General features: G+C 56.4%; 7 protein-coding genes. 2 read left to right on the forward strand and 5 right to left on the reverse strand.

The genetic code is table 11. From position 1 onward, the window contains the following. Window positions 1–42: 42 nt before the first annotated feature. The 3 genes from Pla52nx_RS24760 to Pla52nx_RS24770 form a co-directional block, all read right to left on the reverse strand. Window positions 43–4,143 (reverse strand): DUF1553 domain-containing protein, encoded by a 4,101-nt coding sequence (locus tag Pla52nx_RS24760; protein ID WP_197455017.1) that lies wholly within the window; start codon window positions 4,141–4,143, stop codon window positions 43–45. Window positions 4,144–4,155: 12 nt separating this feature from the next. After that, window positions 4,156–5,460, reverse strand: a complete 1,305-nt coding sequence (locus Pla52nx_RS24765) for a hypothetical protein (RefSeq protein ID WP_231742601.1) — start codon at window positions 5,458–5,460, stop codon at window positions 4,156–4,158. A gap of 95 nt (window positions 5,461–5,555) precedes the next feature. Next, window positions 5,556–5,759: a hypothetical protein gene (locus Pla52nx_RS24770; protein WP_146522916.1), complete on the reverse strand. Its 204-nt coding sequence runs from the start codon at window positions 5,757–5,759 to the stop codon at window positions 5,556–5,558. Window positions 5,760–6,096: 337 nt separating this feature from the next. Between Pla52nx_RS24770 and Pla52nx_RS24775 the strand changes: the two genes are divergently transcribed. Further along, window positions 6,097–7,215 (forward strand): aminotransferase class V-fold PLP-dependent enzyme, encoded by a 1,119-nt coding sequence (locus tag Pla52nx_RS24775; RefSeq protein ID WP_146522915.1) that lies wholly within the window; start codon window positions 6,097–6,099, stop codon window positions 7,213–7,215. A gap of 85 nt (window positions 7,216–7,300) precedes the next feature. Further along, window positions 7,301–7,798, forward strand: a complete 498-nt coding sequence (coaD, locus tag Pla52nx_RS24780; protein ID WP_146522914.1) for a pantetheine-phosphate adenylyltransferase — start codon at window positions 7,301–7,303, stop codon at window positions 7,796–7,798. A 134-nt stretch (window positions 7,799–7,932) separates the two neighbouring features. Here the strand turns inward: coaD and Pla52nx_RS24785 are convergent, their stop codons facing one another. Together Pla52nx_RS24785 and Pla52nx_RS24790 are read right to left on the reverse strand one after the other, a co-directional pair. Next, window positions 7,933–9,273, reverse strand: coding sequence for a right-handed parallel beta-helix repeat-containing protein (locus Pla52nx_RS24785; protein ID WP_146522913.1), 1,341 nt, complete (start codon window positions 9,271–9,273; stop codon window positions 7,933–7,935). Between the two features lie 748 nt (window positions 9,274–10,021). Continuing rightward, window positions 10,022–14,368 carry a CHAT domain-containing protein gene (locus Pla52nx_RS24790; protein WP_146522912.1) on the reverse strand — a complete coding sequence of 1,449 codons (4,347 nt, stop codon included), beginning with the start codon at window positions 14,366–14,368 and terminating at the stop codon, window positions 10,022–10,024. Window positions 14,369–14,414 lie beyond the last annotated feature (46 nt).

Consider the following 14,414-nt stretch of genomic DNA (forward strand, 5'->3'; position numbering starts at 1 on the left):
AATCGATCCGTTGGATTGGTTGGAAACATATGATCGCGCTATCTATCGGAGATAAATGAATTCTTTCATCAGGAACATCGAGCGAGCCAGTTCCGCCCAGTCGGATTGGCTACCCGCACGCCCCAATCGCAACTTCAACTGATCGAGCTTGCCGCTGAGTTGATCGATGCGACGCTGGGTTTGTAGAACGCTCTGGCGATCGGACGGGGCCAATTTCTCCAGCACCATTGCATCGGTCACGATGCGTCCGGTTTGGTGAAACCATTGTTCGATCTGATCGGAGTCCAGTGCGTTGTCAAAGATCATCGCGGACTGAATCGTTCCACGCAGCATCCGTCCCGGATTTGCCGGCAGATGCCGTACGCCGAAGCTGATCACCCATTCGTTCTTGGGATACCGGATCGGTCCGTCGCTGCGATACTTCGTTCCGTAGACCTGTCCGTCGCGATAAGCCGTGATTCGCCCGTCGGCGTGATAAACGATCGCCAGTTGAACCGGTCGCTGGCTGGCCTCTGTTTCGACGGGGACACGAAAAGGTTGCGTTCGTCGAAAATGATCGCTGCCCGACATCCACCGCCCCGGTTGCTGTTCGCCGAAAACGATCGAGTCAAAAACGGCTCCGTCACGAGTTTGCACCGACAGCACGCCGCCACCGGATTGGTTCAAATCGTCGAGTCGCACCGTTGCCATGAGCGTCTTTTCCCCGATCGTTCTATCGATCGGCTCAGTGACTGCATGTCGCATCTTTCCCTCTCTGGGGCCAACGACCAGACCTTCGTCAGACAACGACGCGTCTCCGATCAGCTTTGCATCGGCGGTACCCCTTTGATCATTGATGCCGGAGCGAAAATCCCAGCGACCGATCAAATGGGATTCATCCAAGGACGATGCGGCGTCTTCGTTTTGCTGCAGACTCTCGGCAAGCTGTTCACGGATCGGACGCTTGATGTCGTCGATCTGTTGTTGTAACTGAGTCAGTTGCTGCTGCGTCGCAGCCAACGCTTGTTGGTCGGCCTGTCTCTGCTGAGCGACATCCGATAGATACGCCCGAGCAAGCTCTGCTTCCGTCTCCGTCGGCCGCCGACCGAACGCTGTCCAAAACAATTCGTGCAACCGCTGAGAATCGTCAGGCAGCGTTTCGATTCTGGCGCCCCACTGACCGGCCAAACGCGAAACGAACTCGTTGTTGAGCATGGTCAACGACTGCGCGGGCACGTTCGTTGCATTGCGCCGCCCGACCGTCGCGAAGGGTTCTGGGAAATCGAAAACCCTCAAAAAGGGATCCAGTTGGTTGCGGATCACGCGAACGTAGACACTGCGGCGCGGCTGATCTCCGGGAACGGGATCACCGAACAAGCGATCGTCTAGCGTTCCAGAAACAGCGAGCATGCCGTCCCGTATCGCTTCGGCGTCGAGGCGGCGAATTCTGGCATGGGTCAACAAAGTGTTCTCGGGATCGGTCTCGTCCAAGCCCGATGGTACCGTCGACGACAGTTGCCAAGTCTCGCTGGTGACCATGGACCTGATCATCGATTTCATCGATCCGCCGTTGCGTGACAACTCGCCCGCCAACCAATCCAGTAGCTCTGGATGAGTCGGCAGGACACCGAGTTCGCCAAAGTTGTCAGGCGTGGGAACGATGCCGACACCGAACAGATGATGCCACAAACGGTTAACGATCACTCGGCGAGTCAGCGGGTTGTCATCACGCAACATGTCATCGGCGAGTTGCAATCGTCGAGTTGCGGGATCGTATGGGGCCGCGTCGACTGCGGACAGAAATCGAGCCGGCACCACTTCGGCGGCATGCTTGTGATCACCGCGGATGTACAGCGGCTGTTGTCGTTCCACCACATCCTCAATGCCCGGCACACGAATCTGTGAGGGTAGCGTTGATTCCAAACGACGATATTGATCGATCAAGGACGCAGTGTTTGGCAAGCGTCCAAGGTCATTGGCGATCAAACCTGCTCGCAAACAAACGTCCAACATCAACGCCTGGGAATCGTCGACTTTTCCGTCACGCCACGATCTGATCGCCCTCGTGATTGCCGCTTGATAGATCGCCAGGACGTCATCTAAGGAGTGCGGATCGGTTTGCCCCGTCAGCAATGGTTGCAGGATTTCCGCAGAATCATTGGGTGGCGATTGGTCGGCGGGCAACACCATGGCTTTGCGAATTCCAAACCACGATCGCTCGGTGCCTTTAACCAACAGCGGCGCATCTCGCGCGGTGGTGAGTTCCAAATGGATTTTGTCACCGCTCCAATAGCCGACGTCAAAGGACTGCCATTTCCAGGTTTCCGCCAAATTTTGGACGGGATACACGGTACCGTTTCTCGGATAATCTTGAACAACATATCGCGACGAGCTTTCTCCCTCGCCGATCGTCTGCAACCAAACCTTCATCGAGGGTTTCAGTTCGATATCCGGCGAACTTAATCTGGCTGCATCACGCGACGAGACGTCATTGGAAATGACTCCGGCGGGATAGATTCCCTTGAGCACTCGGCCGACTTGCGTATCGATCGCGAATTGCCCTGCACTGCCGGATCGAACGGGCAATCCATTCCCCGCCGCGTGCCATTGTTGGTAGTCCGTGTTGTCGGCAAAGTCCCACAGGTGATGCCCCGTCGTCTCGGCGTCGGAGTCGTTCGAACCGCCAATACCTTTGATGGCAGCGTACCAAGCCTGCGAAACATCCTTGCTTTCCCGCTGACGCTTTGCCGCTTGGATCAGCGGTGATAAGAACGCCGACACATCCTGCGTTGCTGGTGGATCGCCCTTTGCCAAGTCCTCCAAACGCTGTTTCAACGTATCCGTTTGAGAAAGCCATTCCTCCGCGATCGACCGGCGAATCTCGTTCTTCAGCTCCGCTATCGCATTGCGTGCTGCAATGTCCCGTTGCGGGTCATCGATCGTGTGACGTGCCGGGCGAGCACCGGCAAGGATTCCGTACAACGCGTAGTAGTCGGCTTGGCTGATCGCGTCAAACTTGTGATCGTGGCATCGGGCGCAGGAGACCGTCAGACCCAGGAATGCCTTGGAGAACGAGTTGACTTGATCGTCCGTGAAGCGCACTTTTTCCTCTAATGCATCGGTCGGTGCAAAGCCGTGAAAGACCATTCGCCAATGCGACGTGCCGATGACAGACTCGTTGATCTGCATCTCATGATTGATTCGCGGCTGTGTCAGCAAGTCGCCCGCAATGTGCTCACGTAGCAATTGATCAAATGGAACGTCGGCGTTGAATGCGCGGATCAGGTAGTCGCGATAACGCCAGGCACCGTCGATCGCCGGGTCGCCTTCGCTGCCATGTGACTCGGCGTAGCGAATCCAGTCCATCCAGTGTCGCGCCCAGCGTTCGCCAAAGTGAGGGCTGGCCAACAATTCATCGACCAACTCGCCAAACCCGTTTTCGTGGTCCTCCCGCAAACGCATTGTCCATTGCCGGGCTTGCTGCGGTGTTGGTGGTAGTCCGATCAGTGTGTAGTACAATCGGCGAACCAGCGTGGTTTCGTCCGCACGGTCGGCGCACGTCACACCAGCCTCACGTTGTTTGGCCGCTACGAATCGATCGATCGCGTATGGCGATCGACGCAAAGGCACATCGACGACGTCTATCTCGATAGCAGGCGGCCGGACGTCTCGAATCGGTTGCCAGCACCAATGTTGTTTGCGACGTTGAAAAACGGCGTCCCAGGAAGTCGCGGCGGTCAATTCGGAATGGGTGGGAGCGGTGGAACGCGGATCATACGCTCCGTCGCCAATCCACTTCTTAAAATCGGCCAACACGGATTCAGAAAGTTTTGGACGCCCCTCAGGCATCTCCAGTCCGGCGACTTTGTGATTGATGATCGCCAACAAGCGGCTTTGTTCGGGATGCCCGGGAACGACAAGCCGACCATCGTCACGGGGTTCCAGCATCGGAGCACGATGGTCCAATGCCAAGTCGGCTTCCGCGGTCTCGTGAGAGTTGTGGCACTCGTAGCACTGCTCGATCAACACCGGACGGATTTTGGCTTCAAAGAACTCGAGTTTCTGCGGAGCCTCTGCATCGGTCTCTTGCGAGAACGATTTTTCGTGCGCAACCGCGATCAAGCAAACAGCGGTGATGACAAAGAACGCGAAAACTCGTGGCATCGTTTTCATCCCTTACGCAATGATGTCACGGATATCCAGCAGATACACTTGACGACCGCCCGCATGTGGACTGTCGACGGTAACGAAGTGCCCGTCATTGCTGCTGCGAGGATGTGTGTCGCAACGCCATTCGCCCGTGTACTCGGGTGGGGAAGGAAAATGTCCCAGATCGACGCGTCGCCCTGTGGGGACGTGGTACAAGTACACCGTCTGGCGGCGGTCGCCTTTTCCGGGGTACGTGTCGTTCAAAATCCAGTCGCCGTAGGGAGCGGGCAAGTAGGTGTTGTGCCCGTTGGTCGGCATTTTGTCGTGCCCGATCGCTGCGACCTCGTCCGTCCGATCGGTGAAAACATAGAACCCATTTTTTTGTCCCTCGGGACGCGTCCACATCGTGACCTGCTCGTCGTCTTTCCAGATGAAATGCGACGTATAGCCCGACGGATCGAGTTCGTAGAGATCACTGCCATCGACGTTGGCCGTGAACATTCGCGTGACAAAGTTGCCGTCAAATTTCAAGGTCGCCGGATCAAACCGTGGTCGATAGCGATGCAGCACAATGAATCGCTTGGCCGATGGGCTGATCAACAGGTGATTGAAATAGTGCCACGCGTCGCTGTGCTTGCTGCCGTCAGACCATGGCATCGCGGCGACGTCGGCCAACGACAGAATCAGTTCGGACTGGCCCGTCGTCAAATCCACTCGCCAGATGCCGGAGTCCGCCGGAGCACGCTGGTTGACGTGCGGGTCGGCCAAACCGTCGTATCCGTAACCGGGACGCAAGTTGTCGATGCGTCGAAAGTCCACCGACAGACCAAACTTGCCGTCGGGCGAGATCGTGTAGATGGGACGATCGATCGTCCGTGTCGTGCCGTCGGCAAGCGTGTGAATGCGACAGACAAAGGAGTCTCCCTCGCGGTCATTCCACAACACTCGTTTGCCATCGTCGCCGATCCACTGCAACATGCATCCCTGTTGCCATCCCCATGCGCGACTGGAACCGATTTCATGCCAGCGGTCTCCATCGGCCGTGTCGCTGAAACCGACTTTGATTTCGTCGTCCGCAGTTGGTGAGCGACCTTCAAAGCCCACTTCGTTGGCCAGGATCTTGGTGCCGGTGGGATCAAACTGACGTTTGTCATAGTATCCGAACCAATGATGCTTTGGACCGCTGGTGATTGCCCGACAAGGGACAAAGGTTTCCAGTGGTCCGACGTCAGCAGCGGAGACACGGCCGGGACACCGGATGGCCGATACGCCGGCGACCACACCGGCTGCGGCGCCGTAGCGCAGCATCTGTCGACGGGAGATTTCCATCATGAGGGTTTTTCGCGAGGTGGGACGAAGCAGAAGAAAATGGCGGGACGAGCAATGCTCAGCCTCCATTGTAACCGACCCGCGAACCGTCAGACGGATCAGCGTTGTTCGCGGTACGTCGTCCAGCTCAAGAACAGCAGCAGGCCGCCCAGCACGACAAACACAATGTCCATCATCAGACTCGCGGCACCCAATGGGGCGAGACTGCTCATCCCGATCATTCCCATGACCGCATCGGCCAAGAACAACAGGACGATCAGGATCGACGCAACAAGGCTGATCAGGCAGAGAGCCTTGGGCATCAATGAACCTCGGAAAAGAGCCAGGTGGGGCGGAGGGGAAAGACAAGCGTTGGGGGCAACAAGGCCGCAGTATAGTTACAGAGGTCCATCTTTCCCAAGCCTACGCCGCGTCGCTAGATTAACGTTTTTCAAGGTTTCTTTCCTGTTGTGCCGGTTTTTCTTGCCAGACCGGCCGATTGAAACCCAAAAATCATGGTTTGGACGCCTATTTTCGTCCCCAACATCCCTTCGCACCCCGTCGCTGTCTCTCGATCCCGGAGCTGGTCTCATCGATATTTCCCCGGCCAATCTCGCCGAACTGCTGCAAACAAATCCCTGGAAATGGTGGCGTCAGCAGATGCCGATCGTCCGCCAGTGGGCCTATTTGGATCACGCCGCGGTTGGGCCACTGCCCGGTCCGACGGCCGACGCGATCCGGCATTTTGCCATGCAAGCGGAGTGTTTGGGGGACACGGTCTGGCCGCAATGGTCCCGAAAATTGGATCTTCTGCGGTCAAGTTTCGCTGATCTGATCTCCGCCGAACCCTCCGAAATCTGCTTGGTGCCCAACACGACCACCGGGATCAACATCGTCGCCGAAGGATGGCCGTGGCAACCAGGCGACAGCGTGGTGCTACCCGAAGGCGAGTTCCCCAGCAACCTCTTTCCGTGGCAAAACCAAGCCAGTCGGGGTGTCGAGCTGAGAATCATTCCCCGTCGCGATGGACGAGTCGAGGTCGCTGACTTGCTCGATCACGTCGACGACAGCACGCGCATGATTGCGGTCAGTTGGGTCGGATACGCCAGCGGATACCGAGTCGATTTGCACGAATTGGTCCAGCAAGCGCACCGGCGTGGCGTGTTGGTCTTTCTCGATGCCATCCAAGGTCTGGGAATGTACCCGCTGGATTGCCGCCAAACACCGGTCGATTTCCTCGCCGCCGATGGTCACAAATGGATGCTCGGTCCGGAAGGCATCGGGGTGGCGATGATTCGCCAGGAACATCTGAACACCCTGCGTTGTGGCAACGTCGGCTGGAACAGCGTTCAAGCCTCGTTCAACTACGCCCAGCCGGAATTGAAACTTCGCAACTCCGCCACGCGTTTCGAAGCGGGCTCGTCCAACATGCTCGGCGCGAGCGCTCTCTCAGCCAGCGTGGACTTGATCGGTGCTGTCAACCAAGCTCACGGCCCCCAGGCGATCGAAAAGCGATTAGTGGAGTTGGCCACGCAATTTCACCACCAACTGAGCGACCTGGGAATCGACAGTCGGATGCCGTCGGACCCGCAGCATCGTAGCGGCATCGTGACCTTCGAGGTCCCGTGGGCGGAACCCAACGCGGTTCGCAACGCGGCACTGGAAAAAAACTGCGTCGTCAGTTGTCGCGACGGCGGCGTTCGAGCCAGCATTCACGCTTACAATGACGCAAGTGACCTGCAGCGTTTGATCGATGTCGTCGCATCGCTGAAACCATAGCGTCTTTCTCCACCAAAAAAAACTTCCGCTGCACTCACGGCTGATTGTCCCCCGTCTATCCCATCGTCCCCCAAGATCACCGGCAATGAACAATCCCCGCATTGCGGTTTACACAGGCTCGTTTGACCCCATCACGCTGGGGCATATGCACATCATCGAGCGTGCCTCGCGCTTGTTCGATCAGTTGATCATCGGAATCGGGATCAACGCGGACAAGCGTGCCTTGTTCACGCCCCGCGAACGTTTGGATTTGGTCGGCACCGTCACCGGAGGAATGGACAATGTCCAGATCGAGATCTTTGAAGGCCTGGCGGTGGACTTTGTTCGCAGCATGGGCTCACGCATCATGGTTCGCGGCATTCGCCCGCTGACGGACATTGCCGGTGAGTTCACGATGATGATGGCCAACCGTCAGCTCGACGCCGACATCGAAACCGCTTTCCTGATGGCCGACGAACGATTCGCGCACGTCAGCAGCAGCCTGCTCAAACAAATCGCGACGCTGAGCGACGACGATGATCAGTTGGCAAAGTTTGTTCCCCAAGCAATCATCGCTCCGCTGCGTGCCAAGCTGCGAGACTGAAGAACGAAGATGTTCGCGTGTGAAGGGAGAATTCTGGCGAAAGCCTCTTAACGTGGGGCAGGTTTGCAACCTGCCAAATCCCTGAAAAGGCAGGTTTCAAACCTGCCCCTCGATCCATTCACAACCACTCCGGGTCAGGAACCGTTATCGCTGACAAGGATGTCTTGCGAGTCTTTCACTTCGATCGCGCTTTCGTTCTCAAAAATACAATTCGTGACGCGGCATTTGCGACAGTCGTTGATGATGACCGCCTTGGCGTGTGAATCCATGATCGTGTTGCCCAGAACATTGATGTCATCGCATCCCTGCAATTCCAACGCGGCCTCCCGCAGCCCTACGCCGTTGATCACGTTGGCCGACAGAATGCATTTGGAACAGTCCTCCAAGCGAACTCCCAGCTTGGCTTGATCACCATCGCCATAGTGGTAGCGAGGGTTGCGGTCCATCGCGTTGCCGGTCAGAGTGATTGCTTCGCAGTCCTGCAGCAGGACATTGGCATGGTAACCTTTCCAAATGGTGTTGCCGTTGATCGTCGCCCCGCGAGCGTGCAACAAATGCACGTTGACTTGCGTATCCGACAAAACATTGCCGCTGATCGTGATGTTTCCGTGCCTCAGTTCCTCCGTCACCCTCACAGGATTGCTTCGCAAGTCAATGCGAATGTTCGCGGAGTCTGCCGCTTCGTGAGCATGCTGGATCGTACAGCCCGTGATCGCTACTTCGCCGATCGAACCGTTGCCGGAAACCAACCAGACGTTGGCCGCCGGTGGAGCTGCTTCGTCGCCCATGTTGCCTTCGATATCACATCCGGTGATGTGCACGTTGCGGACGTCACCGCCTCGGATCACGATGCCACCGCCCGCGTTGTAGCTGATGTGTGAACCCGTGATGTTGGTCTGGTGCAGATTGACGGCATCAAAAAACAGTCCCACTCCCGTGTTCTCGTACAAGTGGCAATCGCGAACGATCACATTTCGGTTTCGCCCCACTAAATGAATTGCGTGTCGCGTTTTCCGGATCGTCAAGTCACGCAGTGTGGGTTGCATGGTGCCGGCAAGTCTGACGCCGCCCGATTCGGGATGATTGCCGACGATTTCCAAATCAGCGATGACCGGCGAGTTTTGCCACTGCCAAACTCGCTCGCGAACGGACTGCGGCGCCGCCGTTCCGTCGTGTGTTCCCACAATGTCCAACGCCGGGCCGGGTCCGTCCATGATGAGCCTCACTCGCCCATCACCGCCGACAGATGCCGAATCACAACGAGCCAAGTCAATCACAATCGGACGAGTGATCCGATACGTTCCAGAAGGAAACCGAACGCTTCCCTTCAACCGATCCACCATCGCCTGAATGGCCACGGTGTCGTCAGCCACCCCATCGCCCACCAAGTCAGCCGCAATCACCGGGCTGGTGACAATCGGGCTGACAATCAAAACCAAAAAACAAACGGCAATCACAGGGCGAAGAAGAAGCATGGCACACCTGGCGGGAATCAGAAAGAGATTGATTTGGGGATCATTGTAGTAGGAACCAAACGAGCGAGGAGTATTCACGTGAATCCCGATCGTCTTCGCAAAACGTTTGCGCTAAGAAACGTACAAGGCTTACCATCAAAACAGTCCATTCTCATCAGCCCTAAGCCGCTGGCCGTCAGGCCACGGGTCTTGCGTTGGGCTGTTCAAAATTCGGGGTTGTGGCACTATGACGCTCCGCAAGTTTCTGTCACCTCTCCCAGCGCAACTGGTGGCCCCAGTGAGCCTCAGGCGCTAGCCGTGGGCCTGAGGCTGGTGGGCCCAGTGAGCCTCAGGCGCTAGCCGTGGGCCTGAGGCGGATTGTGGTGCCGACCCACGGCTAGCCCGGATGATTCATCAGCCGCTGGCGCGATAGCGTCCGGTTCCCGATTACAGGCGTGAGAACCGGACGCTATCGCGTGGCGGCTGATATGCGCTGACTGCTTCGTGCCAATCCGCGTAAACCGTTTCGTGCAAACGTATTGCCAAGACTGTAGGGAGCCAGCGTGAATAATCCGCGCTAGCCGTGGGCCTGAGGCGGATTGTGGTGCCAGCCCACGGCTAGCGCCTGAGGCTCACTCTGATTGCGATGCATGGGACAAAAACATGGACTGAAAAACAATGCCAACACCAAATTTTGAACAGCCGAGGCTTGCGTTTTGCAATGGATGCGAGATTCGTGCGCAAGACCCGGCCGCCCACGCGTCGCGGCTCAGGGCGTCTCGCCGGCTTTCCATTGGATGAGATTGCCTTTTGCATCTCCGCTAACGAGGGTCTTGCCGTCGTCGACAAAGGCGACGCTGTAGACATAGTCGGTGTGCCCCTCCAAGGTCAGTACTTTGGTGCCGAAACGAGTCTCCCAGACATCCACTCCGTTGCCTTCAGGACTTTCTTTGCTCGCCACGCGTGTTCCATCTGGATTCATGGCAAAGAAATCGATGTTGTCAGCACCGTCAAATCGAAACTTCAGACTCGCCTGGTCGATGTCCCAAAGACTCATTCCCAAACCATAACCGAGTGCTGCGATGATTTGTTTGGAGTCGCGAGTGAATGCGACTTGACAGGGAAAGTACTCGGAACTGGAGGTCGGGAGTGACTGGCGAGGCGAATCTGCTACCAGCGACGTCAAGTCGATGGTTTGGCGGAGCTCCCCGGTGGAGACATTCCAGACCTTGATCCCGTCGCCGCCGACGCTGACCAATTGTCGACCGTCGTCGCTGAACTCAATGTCGCCCGTAAAATCTTTGTGTCCAGACAGCCGTCTGATGGACTTGCCGTCGTCCGACTGCAGGATCTCTATTTCACCGCTGGACAAGGTCATCGCGACCAACGGTCCAGCGGGGGTGCTCGCGATGCTCTTGCCATCATGCATTTCACCTTCTCGACGCCAGCTTTGGTTAAGACGTGTCAAGCTGCCCGTGTTGGTGGAAAAGAACCATCGCGAGGAATCGTTTTGGATATCAATGTCAACAACGAATTCCGGAATCGCCTGCGGAAATAGTTGTCGTTGGTTCTTGTAGGTAAATGCGGTCTGCGGGTAGCCTCCGATCGCCACAAATCCGTTGTCGATGGGTTTGATGAATCGCAATGCACCCGTCGTCAACATTGTCGGAGGTTCGGGATCGACAGGCCATGTCTTGATTCTCCCATCGGTACCGCTGCTGAAGATTTTCATCCCATCGGGAGTGACGCACAGATCGGTGACCACGCAGTGATGCCCCGTGAAAGTTTGAACCAAGTCTCTGGTCGTGACATCCCAGACTTTGACTGTCTGATCGACGCTGCCTGACACGAGTCTGCTACCGTCGCTGGTGAAAGCCAAGCAGGTGATTGTGTCCTTGTGAAGTCCGGAGACCGAACGCATCGCGACACCTGGCGTATCAGGCTTCGACGTGTCCCAGATGATCAAATGGGAGCCTCCGGTTGCAATCAGACTGCCACGCGGACTCACTGCCAATGACCGAACATCTTCGATATCATCGGCCAGGATTGTCGGTTCGGTTGGGTTGCTCAGATCAATCCGTGACAAACGTCCGTCATCACTGACCCATACGACTGACTCCCCGTCGGCAGAGAACTGGATATCTTGAACGGCAGCCCCAGAACTTTGCAGCGACTGTGGCTCGACTTCCACGTCCACGCCGTCGAATTTCCACATTTGGATCACGCCTGATGCGTTGCCGCTGACCAGTCGCTTGCTGTCGGCGCTGAATTCCGCGCTGTTGATCGCATTGGGATAGACCCCGATGGGCAGCGATCTCGGGTAGATCCCCAGTGATACGCCTGGGGCGAGTACCTGTTGCCGATAATCACTGGTGTGTTGCAACTCGAGTTTTCCATCAATGTGTCCGACACAGATCTTCTGTCCGTCAGGACTGTACGCGACGCATTTGATTTCAGAATACTTGCCCGCACGCGCGCCTTGGATGCCGCCGTGGTATGCATCGACGGTGTATACCCCGTACTGTTCGTTCTCTCCTCCTCCAGCGACCAACGAATAGGTGAATGACTCCGAGGAACCCGTTCTGACGGAATGCAGGGAACGTGTCGGTGGGCTTAATGCGATTGATTTGATGGAGTTGTACGGAAGTTGTAGTTCTGAAAAACCATTTGCAAAGAGCTGTTTCAGATAAAAAAACTCCCAGTCTCGCTGGTCGTCTTGCGTCGATTCGAGGTTTTGAAATGCGGATCCGGGGCGACCCCGTTGCCAATTGAGTAGAGCCAGTTTGACTTGGCTGCCGTAGGTGATCGATTGTGCTCGCTGGCTTTCGATTTCGGCCCGTTCACGTTGCCGATTGGCATTCTCTTGGGCGGTCGTGGCAGCCAGCGCGGACGCTTGCGCGTCTGCAAACGCTGCATTGGCTTCTTGGGTTGCCAATTGTGCTTGTGCCAACGCGTTCTCGGCCAGTCTTTCCTGTTTGGTTGCCTTGATGCCGAAAATGGTGGCGATGATTCCGACCGCTACGATCAGGTTCACCGCGATCACGCCGATCACTTTCCAACGCCGCCGGTCTCGCATGCGACGGTCTCTTGCGATTCGGCTCGCCTCGATCATGCGACGTTCGTCGGGCGTCCAGTCACGCATCCCATTATGGCCGGCTTCGACGATCGAAAGGTCTTCATCATCCAAAGGAGTTCCGATTTGACCGTTTTCCCATTGGCCCACACGATTCTCAAGGATCTTGCGCGCATGTTGGCCGGGGTATGGCGAGGCCTCAAAACGTTCTCGCACCAGTGGGGCCAATGTGTCGTGGGCCAATCGTGTTGAAACGATTTCATTGACGACTTGCGCATCCGGCATCGTCAGCAAATAGGCGTCCTGAAATGCCGTCAGTAGCTTGGAAAGGTTGCCTTCGTGATGTTGATACGTTTCCCTCAACTGACTCATGGCGATTTGATTGGCCGTCCCCAATGGCGTTGTGTGCATCGCTAGAGCATCGATCAACAGATCGGGCGGAGCATATTCACCGCATTCCTGCTCCAACAATCCGAGTTGCTCCTTGAGGAAATCGGTCATCAGCATTCCTTTACGCCGTGACGCGTAGAGTTCACGTGTGAATCGGGGTGATGCTGAGTTTGCCGCTTTGGCAGAATCCCACATCCGTGAGAGCAGAATCTGTAGAGTCGGCGCGATATTGCCTTGCGAATCCTCCAGCAGATCATCGCAGATTTGATCCGCCAATCCGTCATCGATACTCAGTTGATAGTGAGTCGCCAGGTCGGGATCGACGATCGGCCCCAGAATGGCATCGATCACACCTTCCCGATCCAGGTGCTCCAAGAAGACTTCGTTGAACAGGACTTCCCGCTGCTCAAGCTGTTTTTTGACATCGGCCAACCACTCTTTTCTGAAGCCCAGTATCAATCGACCTTGGGGACGTTGCTGCGGGTTTTCGAACACTTCTTGGACCGCGTCCATGAACCGTTTCATCTCGTCGGAGAGCGACGCGTTGGGACGAGTTTCGATTTCTTCCAGTTGATCCAGGATGATGGTCAACGGTCGACCGGTTTTCGCTTCATGCTCAAGCCATGTTTCCTTCGGTGAGCGATCCTCGACAATGTCAGGAAACGCATCGATGACGGTTCCCAAGAGTCCCCTGTCTCGATCGCGTCTCAGATAGGTGACTTCGTGTTTGGACTCCAGTCGTGGGATCAGTCCCGCGTCGAGCAACGATGACTTGCCCACCCCGGATCGACCGTAAAAGAGAATGACAGGTGCTGATGTTGGCGTTGTGATTTTTTTGTACAGGTCGCGGATTTCCTTGCCACGTCCAAAAAAGACCGCTGCGTCTCGCTTGCGATACCAGTTCAAGTAGCGATAGGGTTTTGCCGGCAATTCCATTCTCGGCAGTGGCGGCAAAGCCAGTAGAGGATTCTTGGATGCGGCGGGCAAGTTCCATCGGGCAACGTGGGGGTGTTTCTCTGCGATCGTCATCGTCCATGGAAACACATCGACGTTCGAATCCGCGTCCGTTGGATCATTGGAAACCAACCCGAGAGCACGCGTTCGTCCCGTCATCTTGGTCCGGGCTGCCGCTGTCGCCGTCTCAAATGCAGTCTGCAGATCGCAGTGGTTGGCAAGTGCGCGATAGAAGCATGTTGAAAAATCGGTGGCCACCTGATCGTTGATCGGCTGGCGCGTGCTGATCACACAAGGCATGCCGGCATCCAGCAAGGCCTGTGTTTGCTGGGCGGTTGAGCATCCATTGAGAAACGCCAGCTGCAGAGATTGTTGAAGCCCGAGAAAACTTGCCATGCCCTCGGCACCGGCGATTTCCGCATCGCCACCGACAGACTCCAACAGCAACTGAGTCGCTCCAGCGTGGCCCGCGAAATGAAAGATCGCGATTCGATCTTGATACCGAGGGTCCAAAAACACTTGAAACACGTCATCGGCTGCCGCTCCATTGCGTTCAACCACTTCGCAGAGACCCTTGGCAGCGGCCGACTGCAATGCGTCGCGAATCTGCTTCAACTCAACCTTCAGACTGGCCAGATGTTTACCATCGTTCACATAGTCGTTTGCGAAGGCAAGGAAGATGACGGGTGGTCGAAACATGGCAGTTGTGGTTTCGCATTCACGTATTCACGACGGTGGACGATGA

The sequence above is a fragment of the Stieleria varia genome (assembly GCF_038443385.1).
Classification (GTDB): domain Bacteria; phylum Planctomycetota; class Planctomycetia; order Pirellulales; family Pirellulaceae; genus Stieleria; species Stieleria varia.

Bases quoted from the DNA above. Each gene is read 5' to 3' on its own strand.
- Pla52nx_RS24770 (WP_146522916.1), bottom strand. From the start codon at position 5,759: ATGCCCAAGGCTCTCTGCCTGATCAGCCTTGTTGCGTCGATCCTGATC.
- Pla52nx_RS24775 (WP_146522915.1), top strand. From the start codon at position 6,097: ATGCCGATCGTCCGCCAGTGGGCCTATTTGGATCACGCCGCGGTTGGG.
- Pla52nx_RS24765 (WP_231742601.1), bottom strand. From the start codon at position 5,460: ATGATGGAAATCTCCCGTCGACAGATGCTGCGCTACGGCGCCGCAGCC.
- coaD (WP_146522914.1), top strand. From the start codon at position 7,301: ATGAACAATCCCCGCATTGCGGTTTACACAGGCTCGTTTGACCCCATC.
- Pla52nx_RS24760 (WP_197455017.1), bottom strand. From the start codon at position 4,143: ATGCCACGAGTTTTCGCGTTCTTTGTCATCACCGCTGTTTGCTTGATC.
- Pla52nx_RS24790 (WP_146522912.1), bottom strand. From the start codon at position 14,368: ATGTTTCGACCACCCGTCATCTTCCTTGCCTTCGCAAACGACTATGTG.
- Pla52nx_RS24785 (WP_146522913.1), bottom strand. From the start codon at position 9,273: ATGCTTCTTCTTCGCCCTGTGATTGCCGTTTGTTTTTTGGTTTTGATT.